The 25,893-nt window shown below is 37.1% G+C and carries 19 protein-coding genes, 1 tRNA gene and 2 pseudogenes; 14 read left to right on the top strand and 8 right to left on the bottom strand.

Going from position 1 to position 25,893, the window contains the following annotated elements; translation table 11 throughout:
• The 3 genes and pseudogenes from ACPF64_RS00130 to groL all read left to right on the top strand — a co-directional run.
• Positions 1-605: pseudogene (locus tag ACPF64_RS00130) on the top strand (type I secretion C-terminal target domain-containing protein); the annotation flags it as partial.
• A 240-nt stretch (positions 606-845) separates the two neighbouring features.
• Complete coding sequence (locus tag ACPF64_RS00125; protein ID WP_002120604.1) at positions 846-1,136, top strand: co-chaperone GroES; 291 nt, start codon at positions 846-848, stop codon at positions 1,134-1,136.
• A gap of 58 nt (positions 1,137-1,194) precedes the next feature.
• A complete protein-coding gene (groL, locus tag ACPF64_RS00120; protein WP_005038745.1) occupies positions 1,195-2,829 on the top strand; it encodes a chaperonin GroEL in 1,635 nt (544 codons plus the stop codon).
• A 170-nt stretch (positions 2,830-2,999) separates the two neighbouring features.
• Here the strand turns inward: groL and ACPF64_RS00115 are convergent, their stop codons facing one another.
• Complete coding sequence (locus ACPF64_RS00115; RefSeq protein WP_056481643.1) at positions 3,000-3,374, bottom strand: diacylglycerol kinase; 375 nt, start codon at positions 3,372-3,374, stop codon at positions 3,000-3,002.
• A gap of 106 nt (positions 3,375-3,480) precedes the next feature.
• Here ACPF64_RS00115 and ACPF64_RS00110 point away from each other — a divergent pair, with 106 nt between their 5' ends.
• The gene (locus ACPF64_RS00110; protein WP_426452848.1) at positions 3,481-4,443 is read left to right on the top strand and encodes an MBL fold metallo-hydrolase; all 963 of its coding nucleotides are present in this window, start codon (positions 3,481-3,483) and stop codon (positions 4,441-4,443) included.
• A gap of 45 nt (positions 4,444-4,488) precedes the next feature.
• Here ACPF64_RS00110 and ACPF64_RS00105 read toward each other — a convergent pair whose 3' ends face one another.
• Positions 4,489-5,631: a glycerophosphodiester phosphodiesterase gene (locus tag ACPF64_RS00105; protein ID WP_426452846.1), complete on the bottom strand. Its 1,143-nt coding sequence runs from the start codon at positions 5,629-5,631 to the stop codon at positions 4,489-4,491.
• 263 nt (positions 5,632-5,894) lie between these two features.
• Between ACPF64_RS00105 and ACPF64_RS00100 the strand changes: the two genes are divergently transcribed.
• Together ACPF64_RS00100 and ACPF64_RS00095 are read left to right on the top strand one after the other, a co-directional pair.
• Entirely contained in the window at positions 5,895-8,990 is a 3,096-nt protein-coding gene (locus ACPF64_RS00100) for a multidrug efflux RND transporter permease subunit (protein ID WP_426452844.1), read from the top strand.
• 73 nt (positions 8,991-9,063) lie between these two features.
• Positions 9,064-9,639, top strand: a complete 576-nt coding sequence (locus ACPF64_RS00095; RefSeq protein WP_426452842.1) for a DUF4112 domain-containing protein — start codon at positions 9,064-9,066, stop codon at positions 9,637-9,639.
• A 49-nt stretch (positions 9,640-9,688) separates the two neighbouring features.
• Here ACPF64_RS00095 and htpX read toward each other — a convergent pair whose 3' ends face one another.
• Together htpX and ACPF64_RS00085 are read right to left on the bottom strand one after the other, a co-directional pair.
• Positions 9,689-10,594 carry a protease HtpX gene (gene htpX, locus ACPF64_RS00090; RefSeq protein WP_003650116.1) on the bottom strand — a complete coding sequence of 302 codons (906 nt, stop codon included), beginning with the start codon at positions 10,592-10,594 and terminating at the stop codon, positions 9,689-9,691.
• Between the two features lie 247 nt (positions 10,595-10,841).
• Positions 10,842-11,711 (bottom strand): lytic transglycosylase domain-containing protein, encoded by an 870-nt coding sequence (locus ACPF64_RS00085; protein ID WP_215901093.1) that lies wholly within the window; start codon positions 11,709-11,711, stop codon positions 10,842-10,844.
• Positions 11,712-12,215: 504 nt separating this feature from the next.
• Here ACPF64_RS00085 and ttcA point away from each other — a divergent pair.
• Both ttcA and ACPF64_RS00075 read left to right on the top strand, forming a co-directional pair.
• Positions 12,216-13,121 (top strand): tRNA 2-thiocytidine(32) synthetase TtcA, encoded by a 906-nt coding sequence (ttcA, locus tag ACPF64_RS00080; protein WP_003650120.1) that lies wholly within the window; start codon positions 12,216-12,218, stop codon positions 13,119-13,121.
• A gap of 204 nt (positions 13,122-13,325) precedes the next feature.
• Entirely contained in the window at positions 13,326-13,709 is a 384-nt protein-coding gene (locus ACPF64_RS00075; RefSeq protein WP_003650124.1) for an SCP2 sterol-binding domain-containing protein, read from the top strand.
• Between the two features lie 91 nt (positions 13,710-13,800).
• On the opposite strand, the gene ACPF64_RS00070 is transcribed toward ACPF64_RS00075, so the two are convergent.
• A complete protein-coding gene (locus ACPF64_RS00070) occupies positions 13,801-14,913 on the bottom strand; it encodes a transglycosylase SLT domain-containing protein (protein ID WP_023274147.1) in 1,113 nt (370 codons plus the stop codon).
• A gap of 372 nt (positions 14,914-15,285) precedes the next feature.
• On the opposite strand from ACPF64_RS00070, the gene greB reads away from it, so the two are divergent.
• The 4 genes from greB (at position 15,286) to ACPF64_RS00050 (ending at position 21,642) form a co-directional block, all read left to right on the top strand.
• Positions 15,286-15,780, top strand: coding sequence for a transcription elongation factor GreB (greB, locus tag ACPF64_RS00065; RefSeq protein ID WP_092709468.1), 495 nt, complete (start codon positions 15,286-15,288; stop codon positions 15,778-15,780).
• A gap of 89 nt (positions 15,781-15,869) precedes the next feature.
• Positions 15,870-15,959: transfer RNA gene (locus tag ACPF64_RS00060), tRNA-Ser, on the top strand.
• 338 nt (positions 15,960-16,297) lie between these two features.
• Positions 16,298-20,296, top strand: a complete 3,999-nt coding sequence (gene posA / locus ACPF64_RS00055) for a delta-poly-L-ornithine synthetase PosA (RefSeq protein WP_426452837.1) — start codon at positions 16,298-16,300, stop codon at positions 20,294-20,296.
• A 467-nt stretch (positions 20,297-20,763) separates the two neighbouring features.
• On the top strand, positions 20,764-21,642 hold the full coding sequence (locus ACPF64_RS00050; RefSeq protein ID WP_426452835.1) for a MetQ/NlpA family ABC transporter substrate-binding protein: 879 nt from the start codon (positions 20,764-20,766) through the stop codon (positions 21,640-21,642).
• A gap of 155 nt (positions 21,643-21,797) precedes the next feature.
• Here the strand turns inward: ACPF64_RS00050 and ACPF64_RS00045 are convergent, their stop codons facing one another.
• From ACPF64_RS00045 to ACPF64_RS00035, 3 genes are read right to left on the bottom strand one after another with little or no spacing between them, the layout of a single operon-like run.
• The gene (locus ACPF64_RS00045) at positions 21,798-22,541 is read right to left on the bottom strand and encodes a TSUP family transporter (RefSeq protein WP_426452852.1); all 744 of its coding nucleotides are present in this window, start codon (positions 22,539-22,541) and stop codon (positions 21,798-21,800) included.
• Between the two features lie 43 nt (positions 22,542-22,584).
• Positions 22,585-23,649, bottom strand: a complete 1,065-nt coding sequence (locus tag ACPF64_RS00040; protein ID WP_426452833.1) for a hypothetical protein — start codon at positions 23,647-23,649, stop codon at positions 22,585-22,587.
• A gap of 35 nt (positions 23,650-23,684) precedes the next feature.
• Complete coding sequence (locus ACPF64_RS00035; protein WP_426452831.1) at positions 23,685-24,536, bottom strand: YqiA/YcfP family alpha/beta fold hydrolase; 852 nt, start codon at positions 24,534-24,536, stop codon at positions 23,685-23,687.
• Between the two features lie 277 nt (positions 24,537-24,813).
• Here ACPF64_RS00035 and ACPF64_RS00030 point away from each other — a divergent pair, with 277 nt between their 5' ends.
• Positions 24,814-25,599, top strand: coding sequence for a hypothetical protein (locus ACPF64_RS00030; protein WP_426452829.1), 786 nt, complete (start codon positions 24,814-24,816; stop codon positions 25,597-25,599).
• 48 nt (positions 25,600-25,647) lie between these two features.
• Positions 25,648-25,893 (top strand): annotated as a pseudogene (locus ACPF64_RS00025) (hypothetical protein); the annotation flags it as partial.

The raw sequence follows: 25,893 nt of genomic DNA, 5'->3' as shown, positions 1-25,893 counted from the left end.
TGGTTATTCGGAAACACAAATAGTTGGGTCTGAACTTAAAGATACGGATTTTGGTGGACACGATAAAATAATTAGCTCTGTGAGTTATAGTCTGGTTGGATATTCTGATTGGTCGACAAATATAGAAAGTGGTCGTTATGTTGAAGACTTGGAGTTGGTTGGTTCTGCTCATCTAAATGCAACAGGCAATACTTTAGATAACCTTTTAACAGGTAACTCTGGTAATAACATTTTGAATGGGCGTGAAAGGTACCGAGACCTATATGACTAATGATGGTGCTGATACTATTTTGTTTCAATTGCTAAATAGCCAAGATGCGACTGGCGGGAATGGACATGATACGGTATTAGACTTTACTTTAGGTGATGTAAGAACTGACCTCCAAGCTGACAAAATCGATTTAAGTGAACTATTAATTGACTATTCTAAAGATGTGAGCACATTGGCGAAATTTATTAGCGTAGAACAATACGCTGGAAACACAACTATTAGTCTTGACCGAGACGGTGAAGGTACAATGTTTAGTAGTATTTCATTGATTACTTTGAATCATGTAAATACAACATTGGATGAATTGTTAAATAACCAACAACTTGTTGTTTAATATTGTTATTTTTTTTAATAAAAGGGGCTATGAAAATAGTCCCTTTTATTTTGTGCTTTAAATTTAATAAAAACTCTTCACAACCTGTTAAAAAACGACCAAAAAAGATAAGTTTTTTTTCATTTTCCCCTTGAAGCGTTTTTTTTCATCCCCACAAAAGTGACATCTAAATATTTTGTTATTGCTCTGGATTATGGCAATAACGATTAATCAAAAAGACTTAGTCTGGTGGAGTTAATTATGAGCAACATTCGTCCATTACATGATCGCGTTGTAATTCGTCGCGTAGAAGAAGAAACCAAAACTGCTGGTGGTATTTTACTTCCAGGTTCTGCTGCAGAGAAACCTTCGCAAGGTGAAGTAATTGCAGTAGGTAATGGTCAAATCACTGAGAATGGCGTACGTGCTTTGGATGTTAAAGTTGGTGACAAAGTATTGTTTGGTACTTATGCAGGTACAACAGTGAAAGTAAGTGGTGAAGAACTCTTAATCATGAAAGAGTCAGATATTTTAGCTGTGTTGGAAGGCTAATCAATCCATAACTCAATCCATTATCAGATTCAGTATTTAAAAAGATTCGGAGTTTAATATGTCAGCTAAAGACGTAAAATTTGGTGATTCAGCTCGCTCAAAAATGATTGCAGGCGTAAACGTACTTGCAGATGCTGTTAAAGTAACTTTAGGCCCTAAAGGTCGTAACGTTGTTATTGACCGTTCTTTCGGCGCTCCACACATCACTAAAGATGGTGTAACTGTTGCTAAAGAAATTTCATTAAAAGACAAGTTTGAAAACATGGGTGCTCAACTTGTTCGTGAAGTTTCTAGCAAAACTAACGACATCGCTGGTGACGGTACGACTACTGCAACTGTACTTGCTCAAGCAATTTTGAATGAAGGGATCAAATCTGTAACTGCAGGTATGAACCCAATGGATTTAAAACGTGGTATCGATATCGCAGTAAGAACTGTAGTTGAAAATATCCGTTCAAATGCAAAACCTGCTGATGATTTTAAAGCGATCGAACAAGTTGGTTCTATCTCTGCAAACTCTGATACTACTGTTGGTAAACTTATCGCTCAAGCGATGGAAAAAGTAGGTAAAGAAGGCGTAATCACTGTAGAAGAAGGTTCTGGCTTCGAAGACGCATTAGACGTTGTAGAAGGTATGCAGTTTGACCGTGGTTATATCTCTCCGTACTTTGCAAACAAGCAAGATACATTAACGGCTGAACTTGAAAACCCGTTCATTCTCCTTGTTGACAAAAAAATCGGTAACATTCGTGAATTGATTTCTGTTTTAGAAGCAGTTGCGAAAACTGGTAAACCACTTCTTATCATCGCTGAAGATGTTGAAGGCGAAGCACTTGCTACGCTTGTTGTAAACAACATGCGCGGTATTATCAAAGTATGTGCTGTTAAAGCTCCTGGCTTTGGTGACCGTCGTAAAGCAATGCTTCAAGACATCGCGATCTTGACTGGCGCAACTGTTATTTCTGAAGAAGTTGGTATGTCTTTAGAACAAGCGACTCTTCAAGATTTAGGTACTGCACACAAGATCACTGTTTCTAAAGAAAACACTGTGATTGTTGATGGTGCTGGTGATGCAGCTGCAATCGCTGAGCGTGTTCAACAAATCCGTGCTCAAATTGAAGAATCTTCTTCAGAATATGACCGTGAAAAATTACAAGAACGTGTTGCTAAATTAGCTGGCGGTGTTGCTGTAATTAAAATCGGTGCGGCAACTGAAGTTGAAATGAAAGAGAAGAAAGACCGTGTAGACGACGCACTTCATGCAACTCGCGCAGCAGTTGAAGAAGGTGTTGTTGCTGGTGGTGGTGTTGCGCTAGTACGTGCTGTAAATGTATTAGACAACCTAAAAGGTGCTAACGAAGATCAAACTGCGGGTATCAACATTTTACGCCGTGCGATCGAAGCTCCACTTCGTCAAATCGTTTCAAACGCAGGTGATGAGCCATCTGTAGTGATTAATGCAGTTAAAGCTGGTGAAGGTAACTTCGGTTATAACGCTGCAACTGGCGAATATGGCGATATGTTAGAAATGGGTATTCTTGACCCTGCTAAAGTAACTCGTTCTGCACTTGAACACGCTGCTTCTGTAGCTGGTTTAATGTTAACTACAGAATGTATGATTACTGACATTCCAGAAGATAAACCAGCTGTTCCAGATATGGGCGGTATGGGTGGTATGGGCGGCATGATGTAATAACACATCAGCGCTTTAACTAAAAAAATCCCTGCAAATGCAGGGATTTTTTATTTTACGTGATTTTAAGAAATCGTTAAGTTCAATGACTTATATTAAAAAACAGGAACAGCAGCTAGAAGTTCCTCTTTGTTACAGCCATGCTTATTTACTTATAAGCATGGTTTTTTTTATCCTAATAAAATGAACAACCATGTAATGGCAATAATAGAAAGTGCAACAAATTGAGCAGCACTTCCCATATCTTTTGCATTTTTAGAAAGTTGATGTTTTTCAAGAGAAACTCGATCAACCACTGCTTCAATAGCTGAATTGAACAGTTCAACGATCATTGCAAACAAACATACAATAATGAGTAAGACATGTTCACTGCGGGTTACATCAAGAAAAAAACTGACTGGAATTAAAATAAGATTAATAAAAACAATTTGACGGAAAGCTGCCTCATTTTTATACGCTGCTTTAAATCCGGAAATAGAGTAGCCCGTTGCATTTAATATACGCTTAAGACCAGTTTTGCCCTTATAAGGAGAATAGCTATTCATTTACTTATATTTCTGACACATTTCATGCATTATACAATTTGGGTCTTAAAAAATTATTAAATCTTTTTTAAAGATTTTGACTTTATAACTGAATAGAGAAGAAGAGATGAAAAAATTATGTGTAGCTTTGGGTCTTGCATTTTGTAGCATGCATGCAACGTATGCAGAGCAAGCTCCCACCCAACAAGTACCGGGTTATTATAAGCATCAATTTGGCAAATACCGTGTAACCTCTTTACTTGATGGCACGATTTATCTGAATCCTAACTTGTTTAAAAACTTAAATCAGACTCAGAAAACTAAAATATTAACTAAATATGCTGCTGTGAATGAGAAGGGGATTCAAACTTCAGTCAATGCATTTTTAGTAGACGATGGTAAAAGTTTGACGCTTGTAGACAGTGGCGCAGCAAGCTGCTTTGGTCCACAGCTTGGCTCGATTGCAAAAAATATTGAATTGGCAGGTTATCAACTTGCAAATGTAAAAACAGTATTGCTCACACATTTACACCCAGACCATGTATGCGGTATTGCTCAAAATGGAAAAGCTGTATTTCCAAATGCAACCGTTTATGCACATGAACGCGAGGCTGATTATTGGTTAAATCCAGCTTCTGAAAAAACAGTGCCAACAGATAAAAAAGAAAGCTATTTAGGTACTGTGAAAAACGTAAAAACTGCTCTTGCTCCATATCAAGCAAAAAAAGCATTCAAGACATTTAAAGATGGTGATGTTATTCAAGGCTTTGAAGTGATCGATACGCGTGGCCATACGCCTGGTCATCACAGCTTTCGCTTAAAGAGTAATGATCAGCAAATCATTTTTGTTGGAGACATCGTTCACTCACATTCTTTGCAGTTTGATGCTCCAAAAACAGGAGTGGATTTTGATGTGAATTCTGAGCAGGCGATTAATACCCGTTTAAAAATGTTCGCTGAAATTTCAAATAAACAGCAGTGGGTCGCAGCACCACATTTACCATTCCCAGGCATTGGTCATGTTTATAAAGTGAATGCTGAGCAATATCAGTGGATCCCGCTCTATTTTGATAATGTCGTAGAGAAATAAAAAAACAGGGCATTTATTGCCCTGTTTTTTTATTAAAAACTTTAATTATTTTGCGGCTTTTTCATAATTAATAACAGCTTCACGGCCCAATGCTGGGTCATCTGTAAAGACGCCATCAACGCCCGCTTTGAAATATGCTTCAAACTCTTTTAAAGCACCAGTTGGACAGCGCTCAGCTGGTTTATCTTGACTGCATTTTAAAGATGTTGGTAGAAAGTTATTTTCTGGACGGAAAGTATAAGGATGTACTTTTAAGCCAGCCGTATGTGCATCAGAAATAAATGAAGTCTTTTGAACTGAGCCATTGTTATTAAAGTTAAGAATATAGCCTTTACTTGGTCCTACACCGTTTGCGTATTTAGCCACGTCTTTTAAACCTTGTGCTGTGGCTAAATCGGCATAAGTTTTAGTTTCTCCAGATTCAACAAAGTCGGCTGGTTGTGAAGTCTTAGCATCATATAGTTGAATGATTTGTGCGTGTTTAATCGTTTTATGAAGGTCGAGCTGATCTTTTAAATATTTTAAATTACTCACTTCAAAAGACTGTAAATAAACAGGCGCAATATCACGCGTATATTTATATTTGGCTAATGTTTTAAGAAGGGCATCTTCCATTGCCAGATTATGATTTTTAAAGTAAGTAGGATGTTTGGTTTCAATATATAAACCAATAATTTTTCCCGTTTTCTTATAATTTGCTTCAGCCAGCTCAATCACTTGTTCTAGAGTTGGGACAGGGTAAAGGTCATTATAAGCTGTGTTTGCCGGTCGGAACTCAGGAATACGTTCACGCGCTTTAAGTTGCTGTAATTCACTTAAAGTGAAGTCTTCTGTAAACCAACCAGTTAAGTCTTTACCATCAATATTTTTTGTTATTTTACGGTCTGCAAACTGGCTTAAGGTACTTACATTGGTTGTGCCGCCAATCTCATTTTCATGGCGAGTAACCAATACACCATCTTTTGTGGATACTAGATCTGGTTCAATAAAATCTGCACCATCATCTATGGCTTTTTGATATGAAGCTAAAGTGTGTTCTGGACGTAAAGCGCTAGCGCCACGGTGTCCTACTACTAGAATTTTAGGAAGTTGATATTCTGGCGTAGTTGGTGTGTTTTCAGTTTTATCATCGTCATTACAACCAACTAAGCTAATTAAACTTAAGCATAAAATTGCTTTTTTAAACATAATTCTACTCATATTGTTTTAGTCTAAACGAAACTAGTCTCCCGATTGAACTTGACATGATCATGAAGAATTCATGAATTTTTAGTGACACTTGTTAAAACCTTGTTTATGGGTTTGTAGGAAATGCCCATTCTGGCTTTGTTTTTGTCTTAATTGCATTTATTGTGTTAATTCTACTTGTCTTTTATATATCGCTCGTTGATGATCAAGATGCCGAATTCGGTATTGCCACCTGTTAATTGACGACTTAATTCTGAGCAGCCATGCTATCTAAATTCTTTATTCAGCGCCCTATTTTTGCCAGTGTACTAGCAATTATTGTTATGGCATTTGGTATTTTCTCGGTGCTGAATTTACCCGTAGAACGTTATCCTGATATTGCCCCTCCAAAAATTACAGTATCGGCAAGTTATAGTGGGGCAGATGCACAAACGGTTGAGCAAAGTGTTACTCAGATTTTAGAACAGCAAATACAGGGTATAGATCACTTACTTTATTTCAGTTCGACCAGTGACTCATCTGGACGTAGCCGAATTACGATTAGTTTTGATAATGGAACAAATCCTGATACGGCACAGGTACAAGTACAAAATAGTATTAGTGGCGTCATAAGACGTTTGCCCGATGAAGTGCAACGCCAAGGGGTGACGGTAAGTAAGTCACTCGGCGATACTTTTATGGTGGTAGGTTTATATGACTCGACAGGTAAATCAGGCAATATTGAGCTATCGGATTACTTAACTACGCATGTGGTAGATGACCTGAACCGTATTGAAGGGGTAGGCGAGTCGGATGTTTTTGGTTCGCAATATGCAATGCGAATCTGGCTAAACCCCGATAAATTAAAACAATATAATTTAATGCCAAGTGATGTTGCCAGTGCAATCACCGCTCAAAATACACAGGTGGCCGCAGGTGCGATTGGTGATTTACCTGTTATCGATGGGCAATATTTAAATACGAAAGTTACAGCCGGTTCTCGACTAAAAACAGTTGAAGAGTTTAAAAATATTGTAGTAAAAGCAAATCAAACAGCGAGCTATGTCTATTTAAAAGATATTGCCAGAGTTGAGTTGGGTGCAGAAAATTATCAGTCTTTTAATACCATTAATGGCTATCCTGCTGCTGGTTTAGGTATTTCGTTATCTTCAGGTGCGAATGCAATTCAAACCTCTAAGCTTATTCATCAAACTCTAGATCAGGTTACAAGCAAGTTACCAGCCGGATATAAAATTGTTTATCCACGAGATAACACGCCGTTTGTTCAAGAGTCGATTAAGGAAGTAGTGAAGACGCTTATTGAAGCGATTATTCTCGTTATTTTGGTGATGTTCCTATTTTTACAAAGCTGGCGCGCTACACTCATTCCGAGTATTACTGTGCCGGTTGTTATTTTAGGAACTTTTGCTGTCTTATATGTGCTTGGTTTTAGTATTAACACCTTAACTTTATTTGCACTGGTGCTCGCCATCGGCTTGTTAGTTGATGATGCAATTGTAGTCGTGGAAAACGTTGAACGGCTCATGCATGAACAGCACTTAACACCGAAAGAAGCAGCCATTGAGTCGATGGGAGAAATTAGTGGTGCCTTAATTGGGATTACATTGGTTTTAACTGCGGTTTTTATTCCAATGTCTTTTTTAGGTGGTTCAATTGGGGTTATTTACCGCCAGTTTTCTATTACTTTAGTTGCCGCTATGGCGTTATCGCTCGTCGTTGCCCTAGTCCTAACACCTGCTTTGTGTGCCCTAATTTTAAAACCTAACCCTGAGCCTATGCGTTGGGCGGTTTGGTTTAACCAAAAAATTGATCAACTTAAAAATCAATATATCAAGATCGTACAAACAAGCATTCGTTACAGTAAATCGGTTGTTGTGATTTTTGTGGCTTTGATTGCTGTTTTCGCACTGTTCTATAGTGGTTTAAAAAGTGGATTTATTCCTAAAGAAGATCAAGGCATTTTAAGTGTTCAAATTAAGCTTGTGGATAGTGCCCCAATTTCTCAAAGTCAGAAAATTGGTGAACAAGTTCGTCAATATTTCCTGACTCAAGAAGATAAAAATGTCGACTTAGTTTTAATCCGTTATGGCCGAAATTACTCGGGTACAGGACAGAACTTGGCACAAGGATTTATTGCTTTAAAACCATGGGATGTGCGTACAGGAAAAGATGATTCGGCAGACGCTATACAAAAGCGTGCGATGAAATATTTTAGCCGTTTTAATAATGCTCAAATCAATGTGACTTTACCTGCTTCGGTCAATGGTCTAGGTCAAACTGATGGTATGGATTTATGGATTCAAGATTTAAATGGGCAGGGGCAAGATTTTCTAGATAGCACCTTCCGTCAGTTGCAAACACAGAGCAAAAGCTACTCAAGTTTTGAAAACTTTGATAAGCAATCAACCAATAGTAAAGCAAACCTAAATATCAAAATTGACCAGAAACAAGCATTAGCAAATGGCTTAGAACTCCCTGCGATTAATAACACTCTGTCGAGTGCGTGGGGTGGGACTTACGTGAATGACTTTATTGACCGTGGTCGTATTAAGCGTGTCATGATTCAAGGTGATGCTGAGTTCAGATCGAAACCAGAAGATTTATATAACTGGTCTGTACGTAATAACCAAAATGAAATGGTGCCTTTTAGTTCATTTGCTAACTTTAGCTGGGGCGGAGCTCCTGAAATCGTAAAACGCTATATGGGATATAGTGCTTTACAGCTACAGGCAGATGTTGCGAGTGGCAGCAGTTCAGGTCAGGCAATGAAAGATGTTGAACAACTCGTAAATCAGCAAAAGGATGTGGGTTTAGCGTGGACAGGTTTATCTTTTGAAGAACAGAAGTCGACTAATCAGGCCGTCTGGTTATATTTAATTTCAGCGGGCTTTATTTTCTTGTGTTTAGCAGCTCTATATGAAAGCTTGAGCATTCCAGCCGCTGTGATGACATCAATTCCGCTTGGCGTAGGGGGAAGTGTAATTTTCTCTTATATTTTTGGACTGCCAAATGACGTGTATTTCCAAATCGCAATGTTAACCACGATTGGCTTATCGTGCAAAAACGCAATTTTGATTGTTGAGTTTGCAGCCTTGGCTCAAGAAAAGGGTAAGAACGCGATTCAAGCGGCTTTAGAAGGTGCTAGCTTGCGTTTAAGACCCATTCTAATGACTTCCTTAGCCTTTGGTGCTGGAGTAATCCCTTTGGTCTTTGCTCAAGGCGCAGGGGCTGTGAGTCGCCAAGAAATCGGTATTAGTATTTTAGGTGGTGTTATGTTTGGTACTGTGCTGGTTTTATTCTTTATTCCAGTGATGTACGTGTTGCTTCGTTCATTGTTTAGATCGAAAGCTTCTAGTTAAAAGCAAACTATTTTAAAAAGAGGCATTAAATCAAGTATATTAAGTTTAACTTTCCTTAGTGTATTTGATTTAGATGCCTCAAGAAAAAAAATTAACAGAGCAGCAGGTCATCGCACTAGAACGAGACCTTGCCAAGTTTGCCACCATGATGGACAGCGCAGTTCGCATTCCTTTTACAAAGCAGGGTATTGGTGCCGATGCTGCATTAAGTACGATTCCAATTGCTGGTGATGTTGCTGGTTTCGCGCTGACGTGCTATGCCATTTATAAGGCTAAACAGATTGGTGTACCCCAATATAAATTAACTCCAGTCATTAAACTGGCAGTTGTAGATGCTGTAGTGGGCTTTGTTCCAGTTGCAGGAACTATTTTTGATATATTTATACGACCTAGTAGAAAAGCATTAGATGTGGTGCATACGCACATACGTGAAGAATATGCGATTCAAAGTGATATTCATGTCGTTCATCCATATTTACATGAAAAGCTTGAAAAGAAGCAGCAGCACTCAGCCTTCTGGCGTAATCCTGTGGTGAGTTGGATATGGTTACATATACCCGATTTATTAGGTGCTTTTGTACTACTATTAATTGGCTTGGCTGTTTGGTGGGGAGCAAGTTATCTGTGGAGCTTTTATCAATCAATGTAATAAAAATAAAGCCTCCGATTGGAGGCTTTATTTCTTCACGTTAAACGTTTTATGGGCAATCTAATTGATGTAAAGCTGCCACACGTTGTTCAATTGTTGGGTGGGTTTGGAACAAAGCAGCTAAGCTGAAACCTTGTTCTTTACCTTCCGCAATCGCGAAAGCTTTCATTTCTTTTGGCATTTGATCTGGCATTTCTGTCTCAGCTTGTAGACGTAATAATGCAGAAATCATTGCTTGTTTACCTGCTAAACGCGCACCGGCTTCATCAGCACGATATTCACGATAACGAGAGAACCACATCACAATCGCAGAAGCGAGAATACCAAAGACAATATCTAATACCATGGTAATAACGAAGTAACCCATACCCGGTGCTTCATCATCTTGACGACCAAAAACATTACGGTCGATAAAGTCACCGACTACACGAGCAAAGAACATAACAAAGGCGTTCACGACACCTTGGATGAGTGCTAGGGTAACCATGTCACCATTCGCAACGTGACCAATCTCATGCGCAAGCACAGCACGGAGCTCATCTTTATTCATACGCTCAAGTAGACCAGATGAAACGGCAACTAAGGCATCATTTTTATTCCAGCCTGTTGCAAAGGCATTGGATTGATATGATGGAAAAATACCAACCTCTGGCATATTAATACCAGAACGCTGAGAAAGTTCAGCGACTGTTTGCAATAACCAGCTTTCAGCTTGGTTACGAGGAGCATTCGGGTCGATCAGTTCTGTACCGGTCGTTTTCTTAGCCATCCATTTTGACATGAATAACGAGATTAAAGATCCCACCATACCAAACACAAAACAGATCACTAAAAGGTTGCCTAGATTCAAGCCACCCGCGCCATGGTAACTACCGACACCGAAGAGTGACAAAATAATGCCAGCTACAACCAGTACCGCGAGGTTGGTAAGCAAAAACAAACCAATCCGCATCATTGAGAAAACCCTCTTATAAATAAAATGTTATCTGATTTACAAATTCTAAATCATGCAGCTAATATGCGGGGCTTAAGGGAAAAATTCAAGAAAAAAATAAGGAATTGATACATTCTTTCACGAAGTAGAATGTACCTAAATTTAAAGAATTATTGGCTAAATTCGCCTAAATGGTAAGGATCAGGTAATAGATCTTTACAATTTAAAGCACAGAAATTTGACGAAATAGATCCGTCAGTAAAAGTTTTTATTCAATTCGAATATGTGCAATAGCAGTGGCGTTGTTCGTGACATAAGTACCCGTAGGCGCATCAGTAAATGTCCCATTAGATAAAGTCACAATTTGACGAGAAGAAGAATATTTAGGTGCTGGCGCAGCTATTTGAGCTGTTGTGTTTTCCGTTAAATTAGAAGACTGAGAAGATACTTGCGCTGAAGTATTAGAAGAATTAGTAAAAGATGAAAAACCTGAACCAGATGAATACAAGTTTTGATATCGACTGGTTACACGGCGCACGTAATCTTGTGTTTCACGAAAAGGTGGAATACCGCCGTATTTATCAACATTACCTTCACCTGCATTATAAGCAGCAAGAGCCATTTGTGTATTGCCACGAAAACGCTTGAGCAACCAGCTTAAATATTTTGCACCTGCAAAAATATTTTGTTGAGCATCGAAGGCATTGGTCACGTTAAATCGACGTGCAGTCGCAGGCATAAGCTGCATAAGACCTTGCGCCCCGACTGGAGAGCGAGCATTTACATTAAATCCTGACTCGGTATGCATGACGGCCTTAATTAAGCCTTCTGATACGCCGTGTTGCTGTGCAGCCTGTTTAATAATGTGGTCAAAAGCATTTTTATTTTTATTGTAGCTTGGTAGAACAGAGGCCTCTGAAGCTCCCCAGTTCGTATAACTATGAATATTACTGTCAGGGTAATAGGTCACTTTTACTTTTTTAAGTGATTGATCATAACTTTTTCGATTCGTCAGCAATGTACTACCATTTTTATCTTGGTAAATATACATTTGGCCTGCTGAAGTCGACGTTATGCCGACCGAAAAAGTGGTCATCCCCAGTAAACAAGAAAAAAGAAATTGAACCGGTTTTTTCATTTTATGTTATTCACAATTTTAAGATATTCAAAACTTGTCGAAGAGTTTATCAAAAAATATTACAGAAAGAACTTTTGTGTAATTTTTTTTATTTCGACTCTTTCAAAAAATCAAGCTGTTTTGTTCGAATGCTCATCAAAAAAAATTAAAAATTATTTTTAAAATGATTCTATTGACTTGACTAACATGTTGATATTTAAAGGTAAAAAACATTGGTTAAAAAATGATCAATTTAAATAAAACCCTTAACAGAAGGTCTAAACAGTTTGTCAAGTACGAAGAAATCCACAATTTTATCCACAGGTTTTGTGGAAAACTGTGGAAAAGTCCAAAAAGTAAGCACTTTGCACAAATTTTGAACGCGCTAGTCAAAATAGAACACGACTTTTGCATCATGCAGGAGCAATGTGACGACTTCAAGAATTGAAACTATTCTTTTGATGCGATTCTCGTCCGAATCATATAAAATTGCGCGGTATTTTTATTTATGGGTATATCTCGTCTATGTACGCGCCAGTTGAGTCTAATCAGGGATTTAATTTTAAGCCTGAACTTCCAACAAGCTCGGCCTATTACCGTTTGCTCAAGAAGCTTCGCCGTCAAGTTGGGCATGCTATTCGTGACTTCAATATGCTTGAAGAGGGCGATAAGGTCATGGTGTGTGTGTCTGGTGGTAAAGACAGTTATACCTTGCTCGATATCATGTTGCAGTTTAAACGTATTGCACCAATCAATTTTGATGTTGTTGCGGTTAACCTTGACCAAAAGCAACCAGGCTTTCCTGAAGATGTCTTACCTCGTTATATGGAAGAAAATAACATTCCATATTACATTTTAGAAAAAGACACCTATACCATTACTAAGCGTTTAACACCGGAAGGTAAAACCTACTGTGCAGTATGTTCCCGTTTACGCCGTGGTTCTTTGTATGGCTTTGCACAAGAAATTGGTGCGACTAAAGTTGCTTTAGGACATCACCGCGATGACATTCTTGCAACGTTCTTCTTAAATCTGTTTCATGGTGGTAGTTTAAAGGCGATGCCTCCAAAGCTTTTATCATCAGATAAAAAGAATATTCTGATTCGTCCATTGGCATATGTTGAAGAAAAAGACATCATCAAATATGCCGAGTTGCGTCAGTTCCCAATCATTCCATGTAACCTTTGTGGTTCGCAGGAAAACTTACAGCGTGCCATGCTGAATGAAATGCTACGTGACTGGGATAAACAATATCCGAAACGCTTACACAGCATTTTTGGTGCGTTACAAAACGTATCTCCGTCTCAATTAGCGGACCGTGAACTGTTTGACTTCGAAGCCCTAGATTCTCAGCGCGAGCTGGATTTTAAAGATCCAGAAGAGCTTAAGAATCGCTTAGATGTTGTGAACTTAAGTTTTGCTGCTGAGTAAAACTACTTGATAAGTCAATTAAAGGCACTTTATAAACAAGTGCCTTTAATGTATCAAAATACTAAAAAATGAATGTTCCGTACAAAAAGTCATAGCCCTAAATTTAAATTACATGCTATAACAACGCTCAAGCAGAATTGCTTCACATGATGTTGTCTGGATAGGCAACTAGAGAAATTGAACAAATAAATTTGAGGAAGAATCATGCCTGCATTTTTAACTGAAGATTGGTTTGCTACTGTCGAAAAATTAACTGCTGAAGCAGGGGATCTTAATTTGCCACCTGCTCTTGCTAATTTGGCAATTAATTTAGTAGTTACAGATGCTTCTGGAAATACCGAATTAGCTTTAGATGGGGGTAAAATCAAAAAAGGTTTGTCTTCAAATGCCAAAACAACTTTAAACATGGATGCTGAAACTTTACGTAAAGTATTCTTAGAGTTTGATATGGCTGCTGCTATGCAGGCATTCATGACTGGTAAAATTAAAGTTCAAGGCGATATGTCTCAATTGATGGCTTTACAAACAGCAAAGCCAAGCCAAGAACAAAAAGATTTATTTAAGAAAGTATTAGAGCAAACAGCTTAAATTTCAAAGAATTCATATAAAAAGCTTACCCATAGAGGTAAGCTTTTTATTTATACAAACAATGAGTTTATCAACTTTTAAACAATAAAAATTAGATATTGATTCGTGTTTGCGCCGTTTTGATATGTTCAAGATAAGCACGAATACGAGTGACATATTGAACCGCTTGCTTATATCGACCATTACGCGCTTTATTACTTTGCAAATAATTGTAGAGATTAACCCACTGATTTGGATCTTTCCCTTGTGCTTGCAAGCGCTTCTGAATCTGGTTTACCGCACCAGGTCCCATATTATAGGCTACAAGTGCATACCAGTTCCGATCAGGGAAGGGAATATCATCATATTCACTTAGCATCTGGTCGTAATACTTCGCGCCACCTTGAATGCTTTGAGCTGGATCACTACGATTGCTTACACCCATTGCTCGAGCAGTGCTATTGGTCAGCATCATTAAGCCACGAACACCTGTGGGAGAAACAGATTCTGGCTTTAAGTATGATTCTTGATAACCAATGGCAGCAAGTAAATGCCAGTCAAGATCATATTTAGCTGCACTTTGTTTAAAGCTCGCTTTATAAATCGGTAAACGCGTCGTTAAGTCACGCTGAATGGTTGACCAAGCTTCTGGTTTCACCACATTACGATTATAGAAAGAAGCAAGTTGCTGGGTTACACCATTTTGCTTACTTTGGCATACAAAGCCACTAGCAGTTTGGGTAAGAGGGTCATCAGCTTGTTTAAACACCCAGCTTAACTCAGGATTTAACCCATTTTTTTGCAAATCGACTGTGTCACCACAACTTGCAGAAAAGGACATTAAACCTTTGTTCTCGATGGTACTTAAACCTGCGGTCGTCATTGCAAAGTTTGCTTTACCTTGCTGAACCCATCTAAGTGCAGTGGCATTGTCTGCCACGATTTTAAAGTCCAGCTTTACATTAAGGCTTTGTGCATAGTTACGTGCTAAGTCGTAACCAAAACCATGTAAAAACTGATCTTCTTTGAAAACGGTTGTCGGGCTTTCTACCGCAACAACAGTTAGAGTGTTTGTATTTACTACAGTATTGTACTGTAGGGTTTTTCCTGCATTAATACTATGAAATGGAAAAAGCATAGTACTGAGTGCAAGTGCTTTTAACGGGAGAGAAGAAAATAAAGAGTTAAGGCAAAGCCTCGACCCTGAACTTGAATTACTGTGCATGTTGTCTCCGCTACAGATAATTTATGCCCAAAAAGTCAGACAATAAGCTGCCATAACTTTTAAAAGTTGATAAATTCAATAAGGGGTGGGCAGTCATGACGTCATTCAAAATGACATGAAATGAAAAAAACAAACTGTGTAGAAAATCTACATAGTTTTCTAAAAGGTTAAAAAATGCTCAACATTTAATCTGCGCGCATCATAGTATTGAAAAAAAGTATTGTCAAATTTCGTACAATTAAATCTTCGATATATCATCATAAACACATGAATTTCTTAAGGAAGAAAATTTATACACTTCTGATATGAGAAAATAGGGTATAAAATGCTACATCTTGTAAGCGATATGTTGTTGAACAGTGGTTTTTAATCATGAAATCTAACTTAATCACCCGATCAGGGCATGACAAATTAGTTGCTGAATTAAAACAACTTTGGCATGAAGAAAGACCAGAAATCACAAAGAAAGTGAATTGGGCTGCAAGCTTGGGTGATCGCAGTGAAAATGCAGATTATCAATACAACAAGCAGCTACTTAGAAAAATTGATCGACGAGTACGCTATTTAGGAAAACGTTTAGAAGAATTAAAAATCATTGATTACTCCCCTGAGCAAGCCGGTAAAGTTTATTTTGGCGCTTGGGTCGAGATTGAAAACGAAGAAGGTGAGCAAAAAACTTTACGTATTGTGGGGATTGATGAAATTTATGATCATCACCCGCAGCATATTTCGATTGAATCGCCGATGGCCCGTGCACTGCTCGGCAAAGAAGTCGATGATGAGATTGAAGTGCATACGCCATCTGGGAAAAAGCTTTGGTATATCAATACAATTCGCTATGAAAAGAGTGAAAACCCAGAAAACTAAAGCAATTTGTATTTATTTTGAGCGTTTGAATTAAAAGTTAAATAAAAGATTTGCCAACTTGTGTTTTTGTTTATATTATAGCGCTCGTTGGAAGCGTGGCAGAGCGGTTTAATGCACCGGTCTTGAAAACCGACGAGGGTGTGAGTCCTCCGTGAGTTCGAATCTCACCGCTTCCGCCAAATTCTTAAAAAGCCCTTGTTAATGACGAGGGCTTTTTTTTATGCCTATTTTTTTATTTTCTTGGCTTATATCAATTTTGAATAACGCTATTTAATTTTTATAAAAATACGTGCCTATATTTTTCCTTGTTGTCATTCCCGTTTGATTTATAAGTCATAAAAATCGATTGTTCTTCTAAGTTAATAACTCACTCTCTACGCTTAAAATAAAATCTTTAATCTTCATTTAAGTTCAACTCTTTAATTTGTTGCCTAACAATTGATTTCTTTAATAAGTCATAAAAATCCAAACGTGACTGTATTTAAGTTAAATCAAAAACTTAAAGAGAGTTATAAAAATGAACCAATGCGTAACAAGCTCGAAAAATATTATTCGTGGTAAATTTCATCCCGAATTTTTGCAAGATGAAGTACTCGCCGATATTTTTATTCAAACTGCTCAAAATCTCTCAGATAAAACAGCTTTAATTGAAGCAAATAAAACGTTGACGTATGGGGAGTTATATCAGCAAGCCTTAATTATGGCTCAACATTTGACGATAAGAGGGATAAAACCAGGTCATATTGTTGGGTTATGGGTACCTCGTGGTATTGAGCTTTTAAAAGCCCAATTGGCGATTTGTTTGAGTGGCGCAGCGTGGCTTCCTTTTGATATGGATACACCTGCCGACCGTATTGCAGTTTGTCTTGAAGATGCTGAAGCTGTGGGGATGATTACTACCGATGAATGGTATGAACACTTAGCTGACGTGCCACAAACCAAATGGACAAATACTGAACTTCAAAAGCCACTCAGTGAAAATATTCCTTTAGCTAGAACGACCTCCGATCAACCTGCTTATATTATTTATACTTCAGGCTCAACTGGAAAGCCGAAAGGTATTGTGATTACCCAGAAAAATATTTGTCACTTTCTACGTAGTGAAAATAATATTTTAGATATTCAAGAGCAAGATAAAGTCTATCAAGGCTTTTCTGTCGCTTTTGATATGTCATTTGAAGAAATCTGGCTTTCTTATTTGGTTGGGGCAACATTATGGATTGCTCCAAAAAACTTGGTGAGTGACCCTGAACGTTTATGCCAAACATTAAAGCAGGAACAAATTACAGTATTGCATGCTGTACCAACATTACTGGCTTTATTCCCTGAAGATGTACCGAATTTACGTATTATCAACTTAGGCGGGGAAATGTGCCCAGATTCACTCGTTGACCGTTGGGCATTACCTCACCATCAAATGTTTAATACCTATGGTCCAACTGAGACTACGGTTACTGCAAGCCTTGAGCCGTTAGAACGTGGTAAACCTGTCACGATTGGGAAACCTTTACCAAACTATGGCATGTTAGTCATTAACGCTGAAAGAGAATTACTGCCTCAAGGTGAAACAGGTGAGCTCTGTATTTTCGGTCCGAGTGTGGCACCAGGCTATTTAGGGCGACCGGATTTAACGGCTGATAAGTTTATTGAAAACCCTTGGGCAATGAGTGCGGATGAAGAGTTGCTTTACCGTACTGGGGATTTGGCAAAAATTGATGAATTTGGTCAAGTACACTGCCTAGGCCGTGCTGATGATCAGGTGAAAATCCGTGGTTTCCGTGTTGAACTCGGTGAAATTGAAGCGGCACTTTGTGATATTGATGGCATTGGCACAGCAGCAGTAATTCTACGTCAAGAAGACGGAATTGATCAGCTTATTGCTTTTATTGCACCTGAGCTTGATGCTAAACAACCGATAGAAATTAAGCAGCTTCGTCATACTCTAGCTCAACGTTTACCACCTTATATGGTACCGAATCGTTTTGAGATTATTGAAGAAGTACCACGTTTATTATCTGGGAAAATTGACCGTAAGGCATTAAAAGCAAGACCGCTTACTAGTGTGATTGACCGTAGTGAATCTGATCAGCCGCAAAATCCAGCCGAAGAAATTTTATTTGAAATTTTGAACCGCTTGTTTCCGAACATGCCGATTAAACTAGATTCGGATTTCTTTGATGATTTAGGTGGGCATTCACTTTTAGCCGCTGTTTTAGTTTCAAATCTGCGTGAACATCAAGAATATAGCCATCTTACAATTCAAAGCTTATATCAAGCCCGAAGAGTGGGGGCTATTGCAGCTTTAATGTTGGAGCAACCAGAGCCAACGTTATTTGATAGCCAGATTGGGCAAGACAACCCGCGTAATCAAACTTATAAATGGTTATGTGGTATTGCACAGCTTGCGACCATTCCAGTTTTAATTTCGATTAATATTTTGCAATGGTTGGCACCATTCTTTACCTATCACTATTTTACAGGTGGAACCCGAGACAGCATCCCGTATGCGATCTTGTTGTCTCTATTGGTTTATATCAGCGTTATTATTAGTAGTTTTGTACTTTCAATTATGGTGAAACGATTATTAATGCTGGGCATTGGTGCAGGACGTTATCCACTTTGGGGAATGACGTATTTCCGTTGGTGGTTAGCAGACCGTATTAGCAATATTTCACCAGTTTATTTATTGTCAGGTTCAACTTTACTTAACCTCTATTTAAAAGCACTGGGCGCAAAAATTGGACATGATGTCACCATTAGTTCAGTTCATATTCGTATGCCATCGTTATTAACTGTTGAAGATGGTGTGAGTATTGGCTCTCAAGTGAATTTAGAAAATGCCAAAGTCGAACATGGTCATTTGGTGTTGGGTTCAATTCATCTTAAAGAAGATAGTTATGTGGGTTCATATGCTGTATTAGAAGAAAATACAGTGTTAGAAAAACAAGCTCATGTAAATGCCTTAACTTCAATTGAATATGACACGGTTGTACCAGCCGGAGAAATTTGGGATGGTACGCCAGCTAAGAAAATAGGGCATGTAGATGAACACGCTAAAATGCCAGAACGTCCTAAATTATCGTTTATTCGTAAGATTGCTGAATATGGATATTATGGTGTTAGTGCATTAATCATTGCTTGTCTTTTCTTTATTCCAATTTTCCCAAGTTTCCTTTTGGTCGATTGGTTAGATGTAAACGTATTTAATATCAATCCGAATAACCACCTGCAAATCGCACTTTATTATTTTGCTTTAGCGATTCCAGCTAGTGCAATGATGATGATGATTACTGCTGTTATTTCTTCAGCAATACGCAAAATTGCATTGCCTCGTCTTGAGACTGGAACGTACGCTGTTCATGGCAGCACCTATTATCGTAAATGGTTTGCGTCTCAAATTTTAGAAACAAGCTTACAAACATTGCACGGCCTGTTTGCTACGATTTATGCGCCAACATGGTTCCGTATGTTAGGGGCGAAAGTAGGTAAAAATACCGAAATTTCTACTGCAAATGGTGTTATTCCTGAAATGCTGACTTTGGGGGAAGAAAGCTTTATTGCCGATGCGGTAATGTTGGGTGATGAAGAGATCAAAGGCGGTTGGATGACATTAAAATCGACCAAAATCGGTAACCGTAGCTTTGTCGGAAACAGTGCTTATATTGCTGATGGAACTGTTTTACCAGATAACGTTTTAATTGGCGTACAATCAAAAACACCAGATAACCTTGAAATGTATGATGGTCAAACTTGGTTTGGTTCTCCGCCATTATTATTACCTGCACGTGAAGCTGCTGAAAAATATCCTGACCATTTAACGTTTAAACCTAGTGCCAAGCGCCGTTTCATGCGTGGTTTTATTGAAGGCCTTCGCGTTGTATTGCCAGCTGCACTCGCAATTGGCGTAGGTTATATGATTGTATTAGACGTTATTGATGTTATTAATAACTACGGCATAGCGAAAGGACTATTAGCATTAACCATTGCAGGACTGCTCTATGGTGTCGGCTGTTTCATTATTGTTGCATTGATGAAGTGGACTTTAATTGGTCGTTATCAACCGCGTTCAGCGCCAATGTGGACCATGTTTGTATGGTTAAGTGAAGGAGTCACGAGCTTATATGAATCAGTTGCGATTCCAAACTTCTTAAACTACTTAAGAGGAACGCCAATGTTGCCATTCTTCTTGCGTATTTTAGGTGTTCAAATTGGTAAAGATGTCTATATGGATACGGCTGATATTACTGAGTTTGACTGTGTAAGCATTGGTGACCGTGCTGAATTTAATAGCTTTTCAGGTCCACAAACTCACTTGTTTGAAGATCGTATTATGAAAATTGGACAAGTGAATATTGGAAATGATGTAGTCGTAAATTCACGTAGTATTATTTTATATAACGCCAATGTTAGCCACCATGCAGTGTTAGGACCTTTAACTTTAGTGATGAAAGGTGAAAATATTCCTGCTAAATCTGCGTGGATTGGCTCACCAGCTGTGCCTTGGGTTCATAAGTAATTGAAACTGAGCTTAACTAACTAATTTAAAAAGCCTTTGTGAAAACAGGGGCTTTTTTTATGCATAGCCTATAAATTAGCGCCATAGTTAGCTTAAATATTGCTAACAAATCCTGAAAATTTCATATAAATCAAATAAGTACATATTTTAATCAAAACTGTTTTATTTATATAATATGTTTTTTATTATCAGTGCCTTACCAAGAGCGTGTCTATATATCAAAATCGAACAAGTTATTTGTAGAATATTCACTTATTGATATATGATGATCCAATATTTAGAAACTGATTCAAAACATAAGTCTATTGTTCAGCGAGCAATATCAAGGAAGAAATTAGGCTGAATTCAGGCTTCTAAACCCTTATATATCTGGAAATTACTTCCAGCCAAATATTGCATTTCGACCCAATGGTTGGGAATGCCTCGCTCTTTTGTAGAGTAGGCGTTTCCCATTTTAGGATGTATCTATGAAAAAATTATTTAGTGTCCTGTTCAGCGCATCTGTACTCACACTGACTGCATGTAATAAACAACCTGCACAAACTGAAAATACAGCACCAGCTAATGACAAAACTGAGTCAGTACGCACAATTAAACTTGTTTCAACAGGTTCAGACACTGACGTATGGAAATATGTTGCAACGCTTCCTGAGACTAAAGAAGCGGGTATTAAACTTGAAGTGACTAACTTGACTGACTACGTTGTGTTGAACACATCTGTAGCAAGTGGCGAACAAGACGTAAATGCGTTTCAGTCATTTAACTATTTAGCAGCCTATAACGCTTCAAATACTGCTAAAGTTGCTGCTATTGCGACAACTTACTTGGAACCAATGGGTCTTTATGCAAATAAAGTTAAAACTGTTGATGAGTTCCAACAAGGCGCTACAATCGCGATTCCAAACGATACTGCTAACGAAGCGCGTGCATTAACATTATTACAGTCTGCTAAACTCATTAAACTTAAACCAGACTTTGACCCTGTAAAAGGGACGACCAATGACATTGCTGAAAACCCTAAAGGTTTAAAATTAAAACCAATTCAAATGACAACAGCAGTTCGTGTTAAAAACGACGTTGATGCAATTGTATTGGGTAATACATTGGCACTTGAAGGCGGCTTAAACGTTCTGAAAGATTCTATCTTCCGTGAGCCAATTGATCAGTCTACAAAGCTTTATGTAAACTTATTAGGTGTGGCTGAAGCGAATAAAAATGACCCGATCTATACGAAATTGGGTGAACTTTACCACTTACCTAAAGTACAAAAGTTTGTGAGCGAAAAATTTGCAGGTACAAAAGTTGAAGTCAACAAACCTGTTTCTGAGTTTACAGACATCAAATAAGTAATTTTTAATTTAAAATTATTTTAAAGCTAAGTCTCGGTAATCGGGGCTTAGCTTTTTCTATAGTATGTTCTATTTCAGAGTAATGAGCTCTTAACAGATTTAAGAGCCTCTAGAAAATACGCTATTCAGATGCAAATAATGTAATAAATAGATCAAAAGAAATGGCTAAAATATATGAAAATGGGGTTCTTATGATCCAATAATAATTTTAGAGCCATACATAAGCTTATCAATATTAACAAAGGCTTAATCACTCTTGATCCAAATCTTACCGCAAATTTTGCGCCAATCGAAGCCCCAATAAAAGCCCCACCAGCCATTACTAAAGCGATTGGAAAAATGACATATCCTTTAATGATGAAAATAGATAAAGAACCTAAGTTACAAGCCACATTTGCTAACTTGGTATAAGATAAGGCACTCACCAACTTAAAACCTAATAATAGTACAAATGCAACTATGAAAAATGAACCGACCCCAGGACCAAAAACTCCATCATAAAACCCTAGTAACGGTGCGACTAGAAGTGCAAATAGAAAATAAGGAATAAGAGGTTTCTTATCTACATCGCTTAGTTTTGGTGAAAAAATAAAATATAAGGCTACTAAAATTAAAAGTATTGGAACGATAATTAAAAGTACATTTTTAGGCATGAGGGTAACTGAAAGTGCCCCTAATATTCCACCTAAAAAAGACATACAAGCTATAGGGATTGCTTTACGCCACTCGATGAGTCCTTTTCTTGCGAAACTAATGGTTGCTGAAAGTGTTGCAGAGGCAGCTTGCAATTTATTGGTTGCTATTGCAGCTACAGGAGGAACCCCTGATAAAAGCAAAGCAGGCAGAGTTATTAAGCCACCCCCACCTGCAATAGCATCAATAAATCCAGCTACCATAGCCACTAAGCCTAAGATAAGTAGGAGTTCAAAATTCAATTCATTAGCCTTTAACAATAAGAGGATTTTTTTGCAGTACAATATAGTCAAGATTTTTTCTATAACCAAATAAACGAACTAATGTTCTTCGGTTATCTTTAATAGTATCTCGACAATGTAAGCATAAACTATTATTAATAATTAAAACGGTATTAGGATTTAAATTAATAGAATCAATAATACTAGTTTTTCGAACAATTGATTCAAATTTATAAAAAGCATTTTTGATTTTTATAGAGGTATTCTCATTTGGAGTGAATCTATAGGAGTTGTATTTCATGGCTTTATAACCATATTTATCTACTTCTAGGATAGAAACATTTTCTCCTCCAGATCCTTGGCCCTCGTTAAATGTTTCACTTCTTGTAAAATTAAAACTTTCCGTTGTTAGAGCCAGTATCTCTTCAATAGTTAACTGGCTTAATACTCTTGATATTGGAATTAAACTTGTAGGTTCATTTAAGGGATTCCATCTTGCTGTCAAAATTAAGGAAGAAGGAGCTGGTGAATGATTGTTAACAACTTTAGTAACTGTATGGTAAGGAGCTTCGGTATGTGCAGTTAATTCTATACCTGAATGTGAACTCTTATCAGGATTCTCATTTTCAATTTTTGTAGCTCCACCGCCTTTTAAGTTTGCAACAACTCTAACGATTTTACCCACATTATCAATATCAAATGCAAAAGCATCTTCCTCAAGGAGTGCCAATATTATTTGTTCAGAAGAAGCTAATGTTAATATATCTATATCTTTTTCGAGTATTTCAAGGGGTGGTAGTTGAGTTGATTGAGTAATATCAATTTTACTACGATCTAATTTTTTAATATTTAACCCTTCAAGTACTAGGTAAGGTATTTCTCTATGAATATATTTTTCTATCATACTTTTTTCATATGAATTTAACTTTGCACTTAGTATTTCCTTAAAAGCCAGAATCTTTTCTTGAACATATAAAGAATCTGGGCCTCCTAATAACGCCAACTCATATGACATTTCACTAATTAAATGAGAAATCTCGGAAGAAAGGTGAAGATGATAAGTTTCTAAGTTCTTAACTATTTGATTCATGGATAATTTATTATGCTTGAAAATTCCGCTACAGACTAGTCTGTCTTTTTTGAGAAATCAATATTTTTTTTAATATTATAAGTTTTTATATTTTTTAAGAGGTAATGATCTTTATTTTTCTCAATTATTAAATTAAAGTTAGCTTTTCGGATAGAAATTTTTTTAAATGTTTGGACTATCTCATAGGGAATTGGAGAATACTGAGTCATACCATTAATTTCATAAAATCCTTTCGACTTTCCATCATCCGTTTTTACTCCATCCAATTCTCCATATACTATTAATACTTCTCTTTTATACTCCATTAAAAAATGCCAAATTGATGATGAATAAAAACTATAAGGTTTAGAAATTTCATTCTTAAACTCATTTCCATAAATTTTGTTTACTGCTTGATCTGAATATATAGCTGGACATAATAAAATTAATTGATCTATTTGAAATTTTTTTGCTAAATTTATTGCAATATAACCACCCAAACTATATCCAATAACAATATCCACCTTTTTTAAGAGACTGTAAAAAGCAATACTTTCATTTATATTTTGAGATAACGATGATTTTGTTTTACTGGTACTATTTAACCCACTTAAATTAAATGAAAGAGTTCCAATATTTTCCCTTCTAAGTAGATATTCTAAAGGACCTAAAGAGCTTAAGTCAGAGTTGCCTCCATGTATAAGTAAAGCTATTTTTTCTGGAAAACCATCACAATAATTGAATTTGGCTTCTAATTCATAAGTACCAAAATCATGTACAAAGAAGAAAGAGTTTTCATTTTCGACAGGATTATTGTTTTTTAGCTCATGTGTGGGCTGGTTTGTTACTTTAGAAATGGTATTAGAAAGATATCTATGAGCAATTGATATATTATCTTGTTTTTCCATGACTCATTGTTCCTGATAGAAGTGTTAAGGAGTTTATTGTTTATAAAATAAAATTTAAATAAAAAACTTTAACAGCATTCTTAAATTTAATTTTTTGCAAGTTTATATAAGCTTTTAATTATATATTTAATATATTTTTAAACATCAAAAAGATTTATCTTTTTCGTATTGTAACAACTTAATTTGTTGACTAATCATTTCTATTTTTTAATATACATATATACAATTTTCTTAGCGGCCCGCCTAAGAAAAATATGAAATTAAAGATTTAAAAATTATGATACCTGTACAACCATTCTCTCTTTTTGCAATTTTTCTGTTATTTATTACTCCATTGATTGGTGTTGTACTAACACTAGGCCTATTGGTGAAAGCACTATTCTTTTGGCGAGATAAGGCTCAAAAGCCTGTGAGGTTTTTTTCTAAAAAGACATTATTCATTATGCTATTGGCATTGATATGTGACCTATGGGCAGGTTATTTATTTTATATGACTGCATCGGTAAAGTATGAGATCGCACTTAAAGAGCATTACAAGGAAAGTCGTAGTCATTTCGTTTTATCTCAAGATGCACAATATGGCGAACTGTTGATTCCCAAAGGGAGCTTAATTAGTCGTTACGATGCTTTTGACAACGGTGAGCCACAATTACCCCTGAGTTTACGTGGATTACAGGCTGTACGTTTCCCTCATCCTGTACAAGTCGCAGGAATGTGGGTAACTGCGATGGAGCCTCCTCGAATGGAATTGGCGTGGGATCAGCAAATAGGTCCAGTCATGCGCTTTGATCCTAATGAAGAAAATGGTTATGGTAAATGGGTTTACGACACAAAGCGTCCTAAAATCGCCTGTGCTCGTGGAGACATAGTGTTACTTGAAATTCCACTAATTGATTATGATATTGGAAAAGAATTTGGTAAACCTGAACCCGATGGACCAAATGCGCGTTTTCGCCCTAGTGAGTGGGGTGTTCAAGAATGTGAAAAAGGTCAGGAACCAATTAAAGTTAGTCCTGCATATATTGGGGCTAAGCCAAAGAAGCCTTGGTTTCAACTTTACTGAAAAGCTCTTAATGTATCCTTATAAAATTCTAGTAATTTGAGTAAATTTATGTGGGACACGGTCATTTCTATTTCTATTTTTGATCATTGGCTTTCAGAAGTAGAAGCTGATCAATCGAATATCATTTGCTATGACATCTCATTGAAAAATAATAGCTTGGATAAATATTTAAATGGAGAAGAAAAATTCTTAAACTTTTACTATCAACTTTTTGATGAGTATTCTTTTAAAGATAATAAAAAAATAGATTTTGATGAATATAAAGCCACAGTTATACAAAGTCTAAGAGAACAT

Source organism: Acinetobacter sp. KB005, assembly GCF_049949095.1.
Classification (GTDB): domain Bacteria; phylum Pseudomonadota; class Gammaproteobacteria; order Pseudomonadales; family Moraxellaceae; genus Acinetobacter; species Acinetobacter calcoaceticus.
Note: the sequence above shows the minus strand (reverse complement) of the source record. Positions and strands in the feature narration are given on the sequence as shown.